Consider the following 16997-nt stretch of genomic DNA (forward strand, 5'->3'; position numbering starts at 1 on the left):
GCTAGATAGCGCTGTTTCTCTTCCGCAGCGCATATTCCGTCAGCGTCATACCTTGAGTACGTGATTGTAGCCAACTGAAAAGCTGCTCTAAATCATCATAAAGGCGCTCAATGTCAGCTTCATTTTTAAATGTGGGGCTGCCATCTGGCATGAATTCTGATGAATGCAGCATGAACTCGACATAATCATTTCCCTGGCTAAGTGTTTGCTCAGCCACCTGCTTCATCTGCTCCACATTGCCCCCAACCGGACGTAGCCAATTAACAGAGGGACCACGTTTCTTGCCGCGCACGTCATTCCACACTTTTTTCAGCTGATTAGTGAAAGCGCCATAGCGATATTGAATGCTCATCGGCAACTCTAACAACGGGCTGTCACCCGCGCGGGAGATGTCGTTAATATCAAGGTAATAAGCATGATCGGGGAAAAGGCTGTAATCGGTGCCGCCTTTGCCTTGCGGCGCGCCAGATGAATTACGCCAATCCACGCGCGGTGTGACGGAGCAATCTACCAAATAACCGTTGTCGATCAATGCTCGGGCGTAAACTTCATCAAAAGCCCAGCGTCCGGCACGATGACTGGTCATCTTCTGCTGAAAAGCGCTTTCCAGCAAATCGGTCATGTATGCGACCTTGTCGCGCAAAATATTTTCCGGAAATTCAATCAAATAGGGCTGATAACGCCAGTCATCATCGGTCAACGCGTATTCCGGCGGGCTATACCATGCATGAAGATGCATACCGATTTCACCTTGCCCGCGCGCCAGCAGATCGCGACCAAATTCAACATAGGCAGGATCGCTCGCCATTTCGTAATTGGTTAGCCAGGTGGGTTTAAAATTGTATTTCTCACACAGAGACTGAAAACGCGGCAGAAACTGAACATTTCGCGTGGTAACCTTGCCGCTGCGATTGCGCCACAGGTTATCGCCTTCAGTATCGAGAGTGATTAAAAACGCAGGCTTATCCATAACTTATCCGATAAAATGAGCAATTCCTCGTCGTTATGGTACGCAAGCCAATGAATGAGGGCAAACATTTCATCTGCCGTGTTCGCGCAGATGTTGTTAGCAGTATAAGTGTGGTTAAACTAGAGTAAATTAGACTACACAACGGCACGAATACGCAGAATGTTCATCTTAAGATCAATGCGTAATGTCTGAAGCCAAACATACCTAATAAATTGATTTATCTTATATTCAGCTCTGTTTTATCAGGGGATGATAGCTGCATTGTCATACAAAACAGGCTGGCGATTAGGAGCAAAAGAATTTGTCGAAGCGCATTCTGATGGTGATTGATGGCCTGCCGGGCGGCGGTGCCGAAAAAGTCGTCCTGACACTGGCTGAAGGTTTTATCAGTCAGGGACATCGGGTGTCGCTTTTCTCCTTACGCAAAGTATGTGAATACCCTATTCCTGCGGGTGTGGATTATCAGACCGTGATTGATAAAAGTTCACGTCCGTGGCGCAAGCTGACTGAAACCCATCGTCGTGCACATTTGCTAGATGAAGCCGTGCTTCAAAGCGAAGCGCTGCACGGAAAATTCGATTTGGTTTTGTCTAATCTGCACAAAACCGATCGCATTGTCCGCCATGCGCGTACTCTGGATGCGAGTAAAACCTGGTATTGTTTGCACGGCGTGTTTTCAGCTTCCTATCTTGCTCGCAAATCAGGTTTCTCTTTATGGCTTAAGCGGCTGAAAATTCGTGATACTTACCACGGCAAGCAGCTTATTGGCGTCTCACAATATGTGATTGATGATGTTATCCAAAATATCGGCGTGAAGCCTGCCAAAGCGCAGGTGATCTTTAACCCGTTTGATTTCGATCTTATTTCCCGCCTGGCAGCAGAACCTTGTCCGTTAGCAGGGAGTAATTTTGTGCTTCATGTTGGCCGTTTTCATGAAACCAAGCGTCACGATCGCTTGCTGGCCGCCTATGCTCAAAGTGGCATCACGGCTCCGCTAGTGTTATTAGGTCAGGGAAGCGAAAAAATCACGGAAAGATTACGCCAGCAAGCCACTGATTTAGGCATCGCGGAGCGCGTGCGCTTTGAAGGTTTTCATAAAAATCCTTACCCGTGGATTCGCCATGCTCGCCTGTTAGTGGTCAGTTCAGACAGCGAAGGATTTGGCAATGTGCTGGTCGAAGCCTTAAGCTGTGGCACCTCGGTGGTCAGTACACGCTGCCCCGGCGCGCCATCTTCAATTATGCGCGGCGATCTGGCGCGTGGACTTGCAGAGTTGAATGTTGAGTCACTGGCGCAAAAAATGCATGAAATCTATGTTAATCCACCTGAGTTGCAACATCTGGACTTAAGCATTTATAGTCTCAACGTTATTTGTCAGCAGTATTTGCAACTGGCAGAAGTGGAAGAACCTCTATTTTCAGGCACTCAGCACGTTTCAGGTTAATAGGTCCCCATGTCGGTGTGGCCGTATCATGGGGATAGATCGTTGACGTATGTAATACTCTTTATACTTTTTTTACCGGTCAAATGGGTGATGAAAATCTTCCACGGCCGAACCGGTAAAAATCTGGTCATTCAAACAGCCAAGATCGGTGATTTCATTAATATCACCCCGCTATTAAACCATCTGGGAAAAAGCGATGCGCTATTGAGCAATAGCGTTGCCGCTCTTGCCACGCGCGATAACACGCTGGAAAACATCTGGTATATCGAAGAGCATCGTTCAGGCTTAGTAAAAAAAATGAAGTTGGTGTGGCAGATCCTCAACCGCTACGACAACATCTATCTATTACATCCAACCAATCTTAATCTGTTTATTGCCGCTTGCTGTAATGCCAGCAACAAACAGTTTCTTTCCAGCTATCGCCGCAAAGGTTATCAGGGACTGTTTTATCTCACCGCAAGCGGCGTGGTCGAGCATGAGAAAAATACCCTGACTCTGGAAAATTACTTAAAACTCGCCGATCGCTCATTTACTAAAGAGAGCTATCCGAAGCATGCCACACAACCACTTTGGCAACCCAAATCGTTGCCGGATGAAATATTCCAGCATGATGGCATTCGTATTGGCATCAGCATCACCGCAGGTAACCAGGCAAAGACTATCCCGCCGATGATTTGGCAGCGACTTTTTGACCACTTGAGCGATCTGCCCTGTCATTTTTACGCCTTTGGCGCACCGAATGAACAATCACGCTTGCAGGAGCTGTATAAAGTTGTCGGCGCGCGCGAGAACCTCATCAGCCTGGTTGGCAAGGTGCCATTAGAAGACGTGCCAGCGGCTATCGGTGAAATGGATTTCTATATCGCGTCAGATTCCGGCAATGTCTATATCGCCGATGCGCAGCAGGTGCCGATCATTTTGATTTATGGCCCATGTTGCGTCGAAGAGCAGCGCCCTCTGGGCGAAGTATTATTGATTGGCCCAAATCATATTGCGCCTTCATCCTTTGTGTTCGCGGCGCAGTACAAATTTATGCATCCCACTGAACAGCTTTTTGAACTGGATCAGCGGAAGTTAGACGACATTCACGATTTTATCAGCGCGCGTCAGCAGCAACGTTTGGCGCGACGGAAGAACATGAAAACAGCATGACCATGCAGCCTGAAAGATCATCCCCGTTACTCAGCCTCATTATTCCCATGTTCAATGCGGGCAGTGATTTTGCCGCCTGCATGCAGTCGTTGCTGGCGCAAACTCTTACCTCACTGGAAATCATCATTGTCGATGATGGCTCCACGGACGGTTCCGGCGAACGTGCCGACGCCTACGCGCAGCAGCACCCACATGTGCAAGTGATCCACCAGGCCAACGGCGGCGTATCGCGCGCGCGCAATGCCGGCTTAGCGGTAGCGCGCGGTAAGTACGTTTCGTTTCCAGATGCCGACGACACCATGGATCCGGCGATGTATCAAACGCTGGTTGAGATGGCAGAACGCGACAATCTCGATGCTGCGCAGTGCAACGCAGAATGGTTTTTCAAAGCCAGTCAGCAAGTTAAACCGCTGATTCCTCTCGATCGCCTCACCAGCACCGAAGTACTCGGCGGCCCTGAGTGGCTTAACAAGGCGCTGCAAACGCATCGCTATATGCATGTGGTTTGGCTGGGTATTTACCGCCGTGAATTGATCGAACGGCTCAAACTCTACTTTGAACCTGGCCTGCATCATCAGGACATTCCGTGGACCACCGAGTTCATGCTGAATGCCCAACGCGTGCGCTACACCGATCGAGTGCTTTACCGTTATTACATGCATGATGCCTCAATCAGTAACCGTAAACGTACTGGCCAGCGCAACGTCGAGTATCAGCGTCATTACCTGAAAATTGCGCAGTTACTGGAAGAACTCAACGCACGCTATCGCCATCAAGTGAAAATCTACCCGGCGTTTCATTATCAGATTACGCATGAGGCGCTCAGCGTCTGTCACTGTATCCGACGCGAGCCCGAAGAAAGCGCGCGCCAGGCGATGATTGCCGATCTATTCGCCACGCAAACCCATAAGCGCATGCTGCGTAATGCGCGCGGCGTACGCCAATGGTATCAACTGCTGTTGTGGCTGAGCCGGATTTATCGCTGGCGCAAGAAATAAGCGCCGAGTCTGGCTTTCACGCCTTTGGGGTTTGCCCTACAATCAGCTGACTGAATTCTGAGATCATTTGAGTATGGCAAGCCCGATTCCAGACCAATTTGCACCGAAAAATATTCTACTGATCAAGCTGCGTCATCACGGCGATATGCTGCTGACCACGCCCGCGATTAACGCGCTGCGCCAACGCTATCCTCAGGCGAATATCGACGTTCTGCTGTACAAAGAAACCCGTCCAATGCTGGAAGCGCATCCGGCTATTCGCCAGTTACACATCATCGATCGTAACTGGAAGAAGGAAGGCGGCTGGCAGAAATTCCGGCATGAAATGGCCCTGCTTTCAGCGGTGCGCGCTTGCCATTATGACCTTGTGATTAACCTCGCCGATCAGTGGCGCAGCGCTATCATCACGGGGCTTTCTGGTGCACCGGTGCGTATCGGTTTCGCTTTCCATAAACGTCAAACTGCCTTTTGGCGCTGGATACACAATCATCTGGTCAGTACGGCTGATCATAATCAGCTGCATACGGTCGAACAGAATATGGCCGCGCTGAAACCGCTGGGTATCAACGCAGCAGGCGCAAAAGCCTCAATGCATTTCAGCGCAGCCGATCAACAGATAGTGCAGGATGTGCTGGCGCAGCACGCGGTGAAATTGCCGTTTGTGGTGGTGCAACCCACTTCACGCTGGCTGTTCAAATGCTGGGAAGATGAAAAAGTCGCACAGCTGATCGATGCGCTGGTCGCCGAAGGCCGCACCGTGGTACTGACTGCGGCGCCGGACCAGAAAGAAATGGCGATGATCGCCAATATTCAGTCGCTGTGCCATAGCCACAACGTGGTGTCGCTAGCCGGTGAATTATCCTTGCCGCAGCTGGCGGCGCTGATCGATGCGGCGCAGCTGTTTATCGGTGTGGACTCTGCGCCGATGCATATGGCCGCCGCGCTGGAAACGCCTTGTTTGGCGCTGTTTGGCCCCACCAAGCTGCAACACTGGCGTCCGTGGGGCGATCACAACCGCGTGATTTGGGCCGGCGATTATGGTCCGCTGCCCTCGCCAGACGCTATCGATACCAACACGCAACAGCGCTATCTTTCTGCCATTCCCGTTGAGGATGTGGTGGCTGCCGCCCGGAGTTTTTTGCATGAGTAAGTTACGCCTGGCGATCGTCCGGCAGAAATACCGCCCAGACGGCGGCGCAGAACGTTTTATTTCGCGGGCGCTGGAAGCGCTGGATAGCGAGCAGCTTGATCTCAATATCATCACCCGCAGCTGGCAGGGCACGCCGAATCCGGCCTGGCATCTGCACATCTGCAATCCCGCAAAATTCGGTCGCATTTCGCGCGAGCGCGGTTTTGCGCGTGCCGCACGTGAATGTTGGGAACGCGAGAAGTTCGATATTGTGCAGAGCCACGAACGCATCGCCGGTTGCGATATCTTTCGTGCCGGTGATGGCGTGCATCGCGTTTGGCTGGAGCAGCGCGCGCGCATCGTGTCGCCGTGGCAGCGCTTAAGTGCCCGCCTCAGCCCTTATCATCGTTATGTGTTGCAGGCGGAAGCCGAAATGTTCAACGCGCCGTCATTGAAAGCGGTCATCTGTAATTCAGAGATGGTGAAGCAGGATATTTTGCGGCACTTCACGCTTGATGCCAGCAACATCCATGTGATTCATAACGCCATTGATAGCCACCGCTTCCAGCCAGCCAGCGAAGCACTGCGCCATGCGGCACGCCAGCAGCTCAAACTGCCGCAAGATGCCACGGTAATGATTTACGTAGGTTCGGGCTTTGAGCGCAAAGGGCTGAAAGCCGCAATTGAAGCGGTGGCGAAAAGCGATCGTTATCTGGTGGTAGTCGGCCAGGATAAGCAGCTGTCGCGCTATCAGCAGTTGGCAAATCAGCTCAATTGCCTTGATCGCTTACGCTTTGTTGGCGTGCAGCAGGACGTGCAACCGTTCTACCATGCAGCCGATGCGCTGCTGCTGCCCACGCTTTATGATCCCTTCCCGAATGTGGTGCTGGAAGCGATGGCCTGCGGTTTAGCGGTGATCACCAGCACCGGCTGCGGCGGCGCGGAGTTTATCACGGCGGGCCAGGAAGGTTTTGTGTGCGATGCATTAGATATCAATGCGTTAAACGAAGCCGTAAAAGCAACTCCGGCGCTTTCACACAATTCTGCCATGGGCGAAGCCGCACGTCGCAGAATTGAACCTTATGGCCCGCAGCGGCTGGCGCAAGCGCTGACCTCGCTGTATCAGCAAGTGCTGCAGACCAGCTGACGAAGTGGTATGAGCAGGCGGTTAATTTCTGATAACATGCCGCCTTTCATCTGTTTTTTGACGCGATTCTGTCGTAACGGTAACTATGACGACTCTATACACAGCCTTGCTCTATCTGATTCAGCCACTAATCTGGCTGCGCCTGTGGCTGCGCGGTCGAAAAGCACCGGCCTATCGTAAACGTTGGGCAGAACGCTACGGCTATTGCACTGGAAAAGTGCTGCCGCATGGCATTGTGCTGCACTCGGTTTCCGTCGGCGAGACGCTGGCGGCAGTGCCGCTGGTGCGCGCGCTGCGTCACCGCTATCCTACGCTACCGATTACCGTCACCACCATGACGCCAACCGGCTCCGAACGTGCGCAGTCAGCGTTTGGCAAAGATGTGCACCACGTTTACCTGCCTTACGATCTGCCCGGTTCCATCAACCGTTTCCTTGATACCGTCGATCCGCGACTGGTGATCATCATGGAAACCGAGCTGTGGCCAAACATTATCCGCATTCTTCATCAGCGTAAGATTCCGCTGGTGATTGCCAATGCGCGCCTGTCTGAGCGCTCGGCCAAAGGTTACAAAAAACTCGGCGGCTTTATGCGTGACTTGCTGCAGCGCATCACGCTGATTGCCGCGCAAAACGCCGAAGATGGCGACCGTTTCCTCAGCCTTGGCCTGAAGCGTTCGCATCTCACCGTTACCGGCAGCCTCAAATTTGATATCTCCGTGACGCCAGAGCTGGCGGCAAAAGCGGTCACGCTGCGTCGTCAGTGGGCATCGCGTCGTCCGGTGTGGATCGCCACCAGCACCCACGAAGGCGAAGAAGCGATTGTGCTCGATGCGCATCGTCGTCTGCTGCAACAGTTCCCCGATCTGCTACTGATTTTGGTGCCACGCCATCCTGAACGTTTCAAAGATGCCTGCGACCTGACGCAAAAACGTGGCTTCAGCTTTACCCTGCGCAGCAGCGGCGAAATTCCTTCAAGCTCCACGCAAGTGGTGATTGGCGACACCATGGGCGAGTTGATGATGCTGTACGGCATCGCCGATCTCGCTTTTGTGGGCGGCAGTTTGGTTGAGCGCGGCGGTCACAACCCGCTGGAACCGGCAGCGCATGCCATTCCGGTGCTGATGGGCCCGCACATCTGGAACTTCAAAGATATCTGCGCCAAGCTGCAGCAGGCCGAAGGGCTGATTACCGTCACTGACGTGGTATCGCTGCAGAAAGAGGTCGCAAACCTGCTGCAGGATGACGATTATCGCCGCTATTACGGCCGTCATGCTGTGGAAGTGCTGCATCAAAATCAGGGCGCATTACAGCGTCTGCTACAGTTACTCGAACCTCACTTACCGCCGCGAGCTCACTAATTCATGTCACAACGCCAACGTCTCTCCGTGGTGATGATCGCCAAAAACGAAGCTGAACTGCTGCCGGAGGCGCTGGCTTCTGTCAGTTGGGCTGATGAGATTGTGGTGCTGGATTCCGGCAGCAGCGACAACACGGTGCAGGTGGCGCGCGAACAGGGCGCGCAGGTGTTCAAGGCTGAAGGCTGGCAGGGATTTGGCAAGCAGCGCCAGCGCGCGCAGGCCCATGCGCAAGGCGAGATGATTATGATGATCGATGCCGACGAGCGCGTCACACCCGAACTGCGTCGCGCTATCGAGCAGGTTCTCGCGCAGCCCGCATCGGACAACGTTTACAGCCTTGGCCGCAGCAATCTGTTTCTCGGTCGCTTTATGCGCCACAGCGGCTGGTATCCCGACCGCGTCATGCGTCTTTATCCGCGCAAGCTCAATTACAACGACAATCTGGTACACGAATCACTGGAGACGCAAGGTGCGCCGGTGGTGAAGCTGGCGGGCGATCTGCAACATCTCACCTGTCGCGACCTGATTGCGTTTCAGCGTAAGCAGATGAACTATGCCGAAGCCTGGGCAAATGAGCGTTTCCAGCGCGGCAAACGCTGCGGCTTGTTCTCGATCTTTAGCCACACGCTCGGCGCATTCGTTAAAACGCTGCTGCTGCGCGCCGGTTTTCTTGATGGCAAACAGGGCTGGATTCTGGCGGTGGTTAACGCGCAATACACTTTCAACAAATACTCGGCGCTCTGGGCGCTGCATCACACCTCAACACAAGGCCGCGTATGAGTACCAAAGCGATTTATCCCGGCACCTTTGATCCCTTTACCTTGGGCCATCTGGATATTGTGACGCGCGCAGCGAAGATGTTTGACCGCATCGTCGTGGCGATTGCCGCCAGCCCGAGTAAAAAGCCGCTGTTCACTCTGGATGAGCGCGTGGATATGGCGCGTCAGGTGACGGCACATCTGCCGAATGTCGAAGTAATCGGGTTTAGTGACTTGATGGCGAACTTTGCCCAGGCGCAGAATGCCAATGTGCTGGTACGTGGATTGCGTGCGGTGTCGGATTTCGAATATGAGCTGCAGCTGGCGCAGATGAATCGTCATCTGTTGCCCACGCTAGAAAGCGTGTTTCTGATGCCGTCAGAAGGTTTCTCGTTCGTCTCTTCTTCACTGGTCAAAGAAGTGGCGCGCCACGCCGGTGATGTGCAGGCATTTTTGCCTGCCGTGGTGCATAAGGCGTTACTGGCGCGACTGGCGCAGCCTTAACTCAGTGCTGGCAGCGTGGACACCAGAAGGTGCTGCGCTGACCATGCTTGCCGCTGACAATCGGCGTACCGCAGGCGCGACAAGGTTCACCGGCGCGACCATAAACCTGCAGCTCTTGCGCAAAGTAGCCTGGCTTACCGTCAGTTTGCAGGAAATCACGCAGCGTGGTGCCGCCCTGCTCAATCGAGCGTAGTAACACCGCTTTGATGGTGTTAACCAGCAGTTCCGCCTCTTCCTGACTTAAACTCATCGCCGAACGATCGGGCAAGATCCCGGCGGTAAACAGCGATTCGCTGGCGTAGATGTTCCCGACGCCCACCACCACTTTGTTATCCATCAGCCACTGTTTAATCACGGTGCGTTTGCCGCGTGACTTTTCAAACAGATAAGCGCCATCAAATTCGCTGCTGAGCGGCTCCGGACCAAGGTGCGCCAGCACGCTGCTGCCTGCAAGGTCATTGCTCCACAACCAGGCTCCAAAGCGACGTGGATCGGTGTAGCGCAGCACTTTGCCGTTGCTCATCACCAAATCGACGTGGTCATGTTTAGCGGCCGGTTGTTCGCCGGGTAGCACACGCAGGCTGCCGGACATGCCGAGGTGAATGATGATCCAGCCATGCGGCAGTTCGAGCAGCAGATATTTAGCGCGGCGCTGCACGCTCAATACCGGTTGATCGCTCAGCGCGTGGATTTCATGCGAGACCGGCCAGCGCAAACGTGGATTGCGCACCACTGCATGCAGAATCGTGGCACCCACCATATGGGGTTCGATACCGCGACGACTGGTTTCTACCTCAGGTAATTCAGGCATCTCATCTCCTCAACGAATCGCAGAAACAAAAAACCCGGCCGAAGCCGGGTTTTTCACAGAACACTAAAATTACTTAATTTTAGCTTCTTTGTAGATCACGTGCTGACGTACAACCGGATCGAACTTTTTCAGTTCTAATTTCTCTGGTTTAGTACGCTTGTTTTTCGTGGTGGTATAGAAGTGACCTGTACCAGCAGAGGAAACCAGCTTGATCTTCTCACGAATACCTTTAGCCATGATTCAGTTCCTTAGTACTTCTCACCACGGGCGCGGATTTCGGTCAGAACCGTATCGATGCCCTTTTTATCAATAACACGCATACCTTTAGCAGATACACGCAGAGTAACGAAGCGCTTTTCGCTCTCAACCCAGAAACGGTGAGAGTGCAGGTTCGGCAGGAAACGGCGTTTCGTCGCGTTCATTGCGTGGGAACGGTTGTTACCCGTTACCGGACGCTTTCCAGTTACCTGGCAGACTCGTGACATTTCTATTCTCCAAAAATCAAATCAGCTCGAGCTTTAAAAACTAGGTTTTGGCCGCCTCGTCAGGCCTTAGCCCGCCCAGGCGAGTTCCATGTGAACCCGCTAAGCTGGCCCAAACGCCAAACCCGAGATTCTCAAAGGTGGCGTAGTATACGCCGCTCAGCCCGAGTGCTCAAGTCCCGAACAGATAAAGATCCCTCTGGATCGCGCAAAAATGACTCATTTCTGTTCAGTTGAATCGATGAATTACAACCAACCGCGCTCGGCGAAAGAGGTAAACTCGCCGTGACCGATCACCAAATGATCAAGTAAACGGATATTGAGCAGCGCGCAGGCTTGTCCTACTTTTCCGGTAATCTCGCGATCGGCTCGGCTGGGTTCAGCGATGCCCGACGGGTGATTGTGTGCCAGAATCACCGCTGCCGCGTTGAGTTTCAGCGCTTCGCGCACGATTTCGCGCGGATGAACTTCCACGCTGGCAATCGAGCCGGAAAACATCTTCTGCGCCTGCAACACGCGGTGCTGGTTATCAAGGAACAGCGCCATAAACACTTCGCGCTCCTGATGCGCCAGCACGCTTTGCAGGTAATGGCGTGTCACCTGTGGATTCTCCATCACGTTCTCCCGCGCCAGTTGGCTGGCAAAAAACCGTCTTCCCAATTCGGCTATGGCATACAGCTGCGTCATTTTGGCGCTGCCCACACCTTTAATCTGCCCGAGCTCCTCTTTGCTGGCCGTCATAATGCGATAGAGCGAACCAAACTCGTTCAGCATCTGATGTGCCAACAGCAGCACGCTGGTGCCGCTGATGCCGGTGCGCAAAAAAATCGCCAGCAGCTCAGCATCACTCAGCACTTCTGCGCCCATTAACATCAGTTTTTCCCGTGGTGCCAGTTCCGTCATGACCATCTCCTCCCTGCGTTGCGGCGATTCTGCGCGTCAGCCACATTCAGCGCCAGCACGCATTGAACGATTTCAGAGCCGGCTCGCAAAGGCCGCAGGCAGTGAAAAGGCGCGTTGCGGATTTTGTGATAAAGTTGCCTGCATCTGCCGCCCCTGACGCGGCAATCTGCTTTGAGGCGAACAACATGACGGGATTAGCCGGAAAGAAAATTCTGCTGGGCGTGAGCGGCGGCATTGCTGCGTATAAAGCGCCGGAGCTGGTGCGTCGGCTGCGCGATCGCGGCGCTGATGTGCGCGTAATGATGACCGAAGCGGCCAAAGCTTTTATTACCCCGCTGAGCCTGCAGGCGGTTTCCGGTTATCCGGTATTTGATGATTTGCTCGACCCGGCGGCGGAAGCGGCGATGGGCCATATTGAATTGGCGAAATGGGCCGATTTAATTGTGCTGGCACCGGCAACCGCCGATCTGATTGCCCGCGTAACTGCGGGTATGGCGAATGATTTGGTCACCACCGCATGCCTGGCAACCGCAGCGCCAGTTGCCATCGTCCCGGCCATGAATCAGCAGATGTACCGCGCGGCGATCACGCAAGAGAACCTGCAACGTCTGCATCAGCGCGGCATGCTGATTTGGGGGCCCGACAGCGGCAGCCAGGCGTGCGGCGATATTGGTCCGGGCCGCATGCTCGACCCGCTGGCGATTGTGGCGCACGCACTTGAATGGGCTGCGCCCGTCAACGATCTGCAACATCTCAACATTATGATCACCGCCGGTCCAACACGTGAAGCGCTGGACCCGGTGCGTTATATCAGCAATCACAGCTCGGGCAAGATGGGCTTTGCGATTGCGGCTGCGGCAGCAAAACGCGGTGCGAAGGTGACGCTGGTTGCCGGTCCGGTGGCGCTGCCAACGCCAGCCGGCGTGCAACGCGTGGACGTCGACAGCGCGCTGGAGATGGAAGCGGCGGTGATGGCGCAAATCCAGCAACAACATATTTTCATTGCCAGCGCAGCCGTGGCAGACTACCGGGCGGCTAACATTGCCGCAGAGAAAATCAAAAAACAGGGTGGCGACGATAGCGTCACGCTGCAGTTGGTGAAGAACCCCGATATTGTCGCAGGCGTGGCAGCGCTGAAGAAAAATCGCCCTTACGTTGTGGGATTTGCTGCCGAAACCCAGAATGTGGAAGAATACGCGCGGCAAAAACGGGTGCGAAAAAACCTGGATCTGATTTGTGCCAACGATGTGGCGCAGGCGGGTCAGGGCTTCAATAGCGACACCAATGCTCTTCACCTTTTTTGGCAGGAAGGAGAAAAAGTCTTACCGCTCAGTGATAAGACGCTCCTTGGCCAACAATTAATAGACGAGATTGTCAGCCGTTATGATGAAAAAAATCGACGTTAAAATTCTTGATGCACGTGTGGGCAACGAATTCCCGCTGCCGACTTATGCAACCTCTGGTTCCGCAGGTCTCGATTTACGCGCCTGCCTGGATGATGCACTGGAAATCGCACCAGGCATGACCACACTGGTTCCCACCGGTTTGGCGATTCACATTGGCGATCCAGGTCTGGCAGCCGTGATTCTGCCGCGCTCCGGCCTTGGCCATAAACATGGCATCGTGCTGGGCAACCTGGTCGGTTTGATCGACTCCGATTATCAGGGACAGCTGATGGTTTCTGTCTGGAACCGTGGTCAGGACAGCTTCACGCTGCAGCCAGGCGACCGTTTGGCACAGCTGGTCTTCGTGCCGGTCGTGCAGGCCGAATTTAACCTGGTGGAAGATTTTGACACCAGCGATCGCGGCGCAGGCGGCTTCGGTCACTCAGGCCGTCAGTAACACGCGACACTTTTCGCTAAGCCATCTTTTTATTTCTTGTCGCCACAGGCCGCTATGTCTGTGGCAGATGAGGCAGTATTGCCTGTTTTTGGTGAATTTCAGGGGTGTTGAAGGTCATGGCAGAAAAAAAAGTCGCGAAACGGAATCGTCGCGAAGAGATTTTGCAGGCGCTGGCGCAAATGCTGGAGTCGGGCGATGGCAGTCAGCGCATCACCACCGCGAAGCTGGCCGCGAATGTCGGCGTGTCGGAAGCGGCGCTTTATCGCCACTTTCCCAGCAAAACGCGCATGTTTGACAGCCTGATCGAATTTATTGAAGACAGTCTGATTACCCGCATCAATCTGATCCTGAAAGATGAAAAAGAGACGCTGACGCGACTGCGTTTAATCGTGCAGCTGATTCTGGGATTTGGTGAGCGTAATCCGGGGCTGACGCGTATTTTGACCGGCCACGCGCTGATGTTTGAACAGGATCGCCTGCAAGGGCGTATCAACCAGCTGTTCGAACGTATTGAAGTGCAGCTGCGTCAGGTGATGCGCGAGAAAAAAATGCGTGATGGTGAAGGTTTCCAGAACGACGAAACGCTGCTGGCGAGCCAGTTGCTGGCGTTTTGTGAAGGGCTGTTGTCGCGCTATGTGCGCTCGGAGTTTCGTTTTCGTCCGACCGCCGATTTCGAGAGCCGCTGGCCGCTGATGGCTGCGCAGTTGGTTTAAAAGACCAGGTCGGCATTTATGCCGACCTCATTACCGAATAATTAAATCCCGTACTCTTTGCGATATGCGCGCACTTTCGCCAGATGATCAGCCATCTCCGGCTTCTCTTCCAGATAATCAATCAATTCAGCCAGCGTAATAATCGCGGTGACTTTGCATTTATAGTCGCGTTCCACTTCCTGAATCGCCGAAATATCGCTGCGGCCGCGTTCCTGACGATCCAGCGAAATCAGCACGCCCGCTAACGTCGCGTTATGCGCACTAATGATATCCATTGATTCACGAATCGCGGTGCCGGCGGTGATCACATCATCCACCAGCATCACTTTGCCTTGCAGCGGGCTGCCCACCAGCAAACCGCCTTCGCCGTGATCTTTAGCTTCTTTACGGTTAAAGCAGTAAGGCACGTCACGCTCATGATGATCGGCCAGCGCTACCGCAGTAGTGGTGGCAATCGGAATGCCTTTATATGCCGGGCCAAACAGCAGGTCGAAATCGACGCCGCCATCGACGAGCGCCTGCGCGTAGAAACGACCTAACAGCGCTAAATCGCGACCGGTGTTAAACAGACCGGCATTGAAGAAATAGGGGCTTTTACGTCCCGATTTCAGGGTGAACTCACCAAACTTCAGCACCCCTTTGTTCAGGGCGAATTCAATAAACTGACGCTGCCAGGCTTTCATTTCTCACTCCTCAAATAAAGAAAAGGCGACTCTATGGTCGCCTGTTACATCAATTAGTTAGCGCCGCTTTCTGCGCCTGAATCAACTGCTCAATGCCGCCTCGCGCCAGCGCCAGCAGCTGCAGTAACTCGTCGTGGCTGAAGGGCTCACCTTCTGCGGTGCCCTGCACTTCAATCATGCGACCGTCTTCGGTCATCACCACGTTCATGTCAGTTTCTGCGGCGGAATCTTCCACATACTCCAGATCGCACAGCGCTTCACCGCCGACGATACCCACAGAAATCGCCGCCACCATGCCTTTCAGCGGACTGGCTTTCAGCTTGCCAGCAGCAACCAGCGCTTTCAACGCATCGGCCAGCGCCACGCAGGCACCGGTAATGGATGCGGTACGCGTGCCGCCATCGGCCTGAATCACATCGCAATCCAGCGTGATGGTGAATTCGCCCAGCGCTTCCAAATCCACTGCCGCGCGCAGTGAACGGGCGATCAGACGCTGAATCTCCAGCGTACGGCCGCCCTGTTTGCCTTTGGCCGCTTCACGCGCCATGCGGCTGTGGGTAGAACGCGGCAGCATGCCATATTCTGCGGTAATCCAGCCTTGACCTTTGCCTTTGAGGAAACGCGGCACGCTCTCTTCGACGGTTGCGGTGCACAGCACTTTGGTTTCGCCGAACTCAACGAGCACAGAGCCTTCTGCATGTTTGGTGTAGTGACGAGTGAGTGTGACGGGACGTGTTTCAGATGCACTACGGCCTGCTGGACGCATGGTTTCTCTCCGGCTTGCTTAGGTTTGGCTGCGCATTATACGGACTTCGGCTGCGGCTGTCCTGCCCGCGATCGCCACAATCCTGGATGAAATTCTGTGGTGGCTGTGGCTAAATGCGCGTTTCCTCCCTAAAAAAGATAAATGATGATCGCGATACTCCATTTCCTGCTGGCGCTGGTGGTGATCTTTGCCCTTGCGCTGTTGGTCAGCCACGACCGCAAACGCATTCGTCCCCGCTTTATTATTCAGCTGCTGATTGTTGAAGCCGCGCTGGGCTGGTTCTTCCTGCATTCGGCGGGCGGCCAATCGGTGGTCACTGCGGTGGGCGGCTTCTTTGAAACCTTATTAACCTACGCCGCGCAAGGGACCAACTTTGTCTTCGGTAATATGGCGAATCAGGGATTAGCCTTTATTTTCCTCGGCGTGCTCTGCCCGATTGTGTTTATTTCCGCACTGATCGGCATTTTGCAGCACTGGCGCATTCTGCCGCTGCTGATTCGCGCGGTTGGTACTCTGTTGTCGAAAGTGAATGGCATGGGCAAGCTGGAGTCGTTTAACGCTGTCAGCACCTTGATTCTCGGCCAATCGGAGAACTTCATCGCTTATAAAGGCATTCTCGCCGATATCTCCGCTCCGCGTATGTACACCATGGCGGCGACGGCGATGTCGACGGTTTCGCTGTCGATTGTTGGCGCGTATATGTCGATGATTGATGCCAAATATGTGGTCGCGGCGCTGCTGCTCAATATGTTCAGCACCTTTATTATCCTCTCGATCATCAATCCAACCCGCCCGGAAAACGAAGAGCAGATTGCGCTAGATAAGATGCACGAAGATCAGAGCTTCTTTGAGATGCTGGGCGAATACATCCTCGCCGGTTTTAAAGTGGCGATGATCATCATGGCGATGCTGATTGGTTTTATCGCACTGATTGCAGCGATCAATGCGCTGTTTTCTGCGGTATTTGGCTACAGCTTCCAGCAGCTACTCGGCTACGTTTTCTATCCGTTTGCGTGGCTGGTTGGCATTCCCTCCGCTGATGCCTTGCAGGCGGCGAGTATTATGGCCACCAAACTGGTGGCGAATGAATTTGTCGCGATGATCGAGCTGAAGAAAGTGGCGGCTGAGATGACGCCGCGCGGACTGGGGATTCTGTCGGTGTTCCTGGTTTCGTTCGCTAACTTCGCCTCAATCGGCATCGTTGCCGGTGCGATTAAAGGCCTGAACGAGAAACAGGGCAATGTGGTTTCACGCTTTGGCTGGAAGCTGGTGTATGGCTCCACGCTGGTGAGCTTGCTCTCGGCTGCGTTCGCCGGGCTGTTTATCTGATAACGC

19 protein-coding genes are annotated in these 16997 nt (G+C 53.9%); 12 read left to right on the plus strand and 7 right to left on the minus strand.

Going from position 1 to position 16997, the window contains the following annotated elements; all coding sequences use genetic code 11:
- Position 1 precedes the first annotated feature (1 nt).
- Positions 2-970, minus strand: a complete 969-nt coding sequence (locus BM323_RS21380; protein ID WP_008109721.1) for a polysaccharide deacetylase family protein — start codon at positions 968-970, stop codon at positions 2-4.
- Between the two features lie 319 nt (positions 971-1289).
- On the opposite strand from BM323_RS21380, the gene BM323_RS21385 reads away from it, so the two are divergent.
- From BM323_RS21385 to coaD, 8 genes are all read left to right on the plus strand, one after another.
- Positions 1290-2414, plus strand: a complete 1125-nt coding sequence (locus tag BM323_RS21385) for a glycosyltransferase (protein WP_052026021.1) — start codon at positions 1290-1292, stop codon at positions 2412-2414.
- A 42-nt stretch (positions 2415-2456) separates the two neighbouring features.
- On the plus strand, positions 2457-3566 hold the full coding sequence (locus BM323_RS21390; protein ID WP_036649935.1) for a glycosyltransferase family 9 protein: 1110 nt from the start codon (positions 2457-2459) through the stop codon (positions 3564-3566).
- Entirely contained in the window at positions 3563-4564 is a 1002-nt protein-coding gene (locus BM323_RS21395) for a glycosyltransferase (RefSeq protein ID WP_008109728.1), read from the plus strand. Before BM323_RS21390 ends, BM323_RS21395 begins: the two co-directional genes overlap by 4 nt.
- 73 nt (positions 4565-4637) lie before the next feature.
- On the plus strand, positions 4638-5714 hold the full coding sequence (gene rfaQ / locus BM323_RS21400) for a putative lipopolysaccharide heptosyltransferase III (RefSeq protein ID WP_008109730.1): 1077 nt from the start codon (positions 4638-4640) through the stop codon (positions 5712-5714).
- Positions 5707-6840 carry a glycosyltransferase family 4 protein gene (locus BM323_RS21405; RefSeq protein ID WP_008109732.1) on the plus strand — a complete coding sequence of 378 codons (1134 nt, stop codon included), beginning with the start codon at positions 5707-5709 and terminating at the stop codon, positions 6838-6840. The genes rfaQ and BM323_RS21405 overlap by 8 nt, the downstream gene beginning before the upstream one ends.
- An 85-nt stretch (positions 6841-6925) precedes the next feature.
- Positions 6926-8200 (plus strand): lipid IV(A) 3-deoxy-D-manno-octulosonic acid transferase, encoded by a 1275-nt coding sequence (waaA, locus tag BM323_RS21410; RefSeq protein WP_008109734.1) that lies wholly within the window; start codon positions 6926-6928, stop codon positions 8198-8200.
- Positions 8201-8203: 3 nt separating this feature from the next.
- Complete coding sequence (locus BM323_RS21415) at positions 8204-8980, plus strand: glycosyltransferase family 2 protein (protein WP_008109736.1); 777 nt, start codon at positions 8204-8206, stop codon at positions 8978-8980.
- Entirely contained in the window at positions 8977-9462 is a 486-nt protein-coding gene (gene coaD, locus BM323_RS21420; protein WP_008109737.1) for a pantetheine-phosphate adenylyltransferase, read from the plus strand. Before BM323_RS21415 ends, coaD begins: the two co-directional genes overlap by 4 nt.
- A 1-nt stretch (position 9463) precedes the next feature.
- On the opposite strand, the gene mutM is transcribed toward coaD, so the two are convergent.
- From mutM to radC, 4 genes are all read right to left on the minus strand, one after another.
- Positions 9464-10273, minus strand: a complete 810-nt coding sequence (gene mutM / locus BM323_RS21425; RefSeq protein ID WP_008109739.1) for a bifunctional DNA-formamidopyrimidine glycosylase/DNA-(apurinic or apyrimidinic site) lyase — start codon at positions 10271-10273, stop codon at positions 9464-9466.
- Positions 10274-10342: 69 nt separating this feature from the next.
- Positions 10343-10510 (minus strand): 50S ribosomal protein L33, encoded by a 168-nt coding sequence (gene rpmG, locus BM323_RS21430; RefSeq protein WP_001051798.1) that lies wholly within the window; start codon positions 10508-10510, stop codon positions 10343-10345.
- Between the two features lie 11 nt (positions 10511-10521).
- Complete coding sequence (gene rpmB / locus BM323_RS21435) at positions 10522-10758, minus strand: 50S ribosomal protein L28 (RefSeq protein ID WP_007885297.1); 237 nt, start codon at positions 10756-10758, stop codon at positions 10522-10524.
- Positions 10759-11001: 243 nt separating this feature from the next.
- Complete coding sequence (radC, locus tag BM323_RS21440; protein ID WP_091004304.1) at positions 11002-11658, minus strand: RadC family protein; 657 nt, start codon at positions 11656-11658, stop codon at positions 11002-11004.
- A gap of 185 nt (positions 11659-11843) precedes the next feature.
- Between radC and coaBC the strand changes: the two genes are divergently transcribed.
- From coaBC to slmA, 3 genes are all read left to right on the plus strand, one after another.
- A complete protein-coding gene (gene coaBC / locus BM323_RS21445) occupies positions 11844-13064 on the plus strand; it encodes a bifunctional phosphopantothenoylcysteine decarboxylase/phosphopantothenate--cysteine ligase CoaBC (RefSeq protein WP_008109743.1) in 1221 nt (406 codons plus the stop codon).
- Complete coding sequence (gene dut / locus BM323_RS21450) at positions 13042-13500, plus strand: dUTP diphosphatase (RefSeq protein ID WP_008109745.1); 459 nt, start codon at positions 13042-13044, stop codon at positions 13498-13500. Before coaBC ends, dut begins: the two co-directional genes overlap by 23 nt.
- A 116-nt stretch (positions 13501-13616) precedes the next feature.
- Positions 13617-14213, plus strand: coding sequence for a nucleoid occlusion factor SlmA (slmA, locus tag BM323_RS21455; protein WP_008109747.1), 597 nt, complete (start codon positions 13617-13619; stop codon positions 14211-14213).
- Positions 14214-14254: 41 nt separating this feature from the next.
- Here slmA and pyrE read toward each other — a convergent pair whose 3' ends face one another.
- Both pyrE and rph read right to left on the minus strand, forming a co-directional pair.
- Positions 14255-14896, minus strand: coding sequence for an orotate phosphoribosyltransferase (gene pyrE / locus BM323_RS21460; protein ID WP_008109749.1), 642 nt, complete (start codon positions 14894-14896; stop codon positions 14255-14257).
- Between the two features lie 49 nt (positions 14897-14945).
- Positions 14946-15662: a ribonuclease PH gene (gene rph / locus BM323_RS21465; protein WP_008109750.1), complete on the minus strand. Its 717-nt coding sequence runs from the start codon at positions 15660-15662 to the stop codon at positions 14946-14948.
- Between the two features lie 144 nt (positions 15663-15806).
- Between rph and BM323_RS21470 the strand changes: the two genes are divergently transcribed.
- Entirely contained in the window at positions 15807-16991 is a 1185-nt protein-coding gene (locus tag BM323_RS21470) for a NupC/NupG family nucleoside CNT transporter (RefSeq protein WP_036649939.1), read from the plus strand.
- Positions 16992-16997 lie beyond the last annotated feature (6 nt).

The sequence above is a fragment of the Pantoea sp. YR525 genome (assembly GCF_900116775.1).
GTDB lineage: Bacteria > Pseudomonadota > Gammaproteobacteria > Enterobacterales > Enterobacteriaceae > Pantoea > Pantoea symbiotica.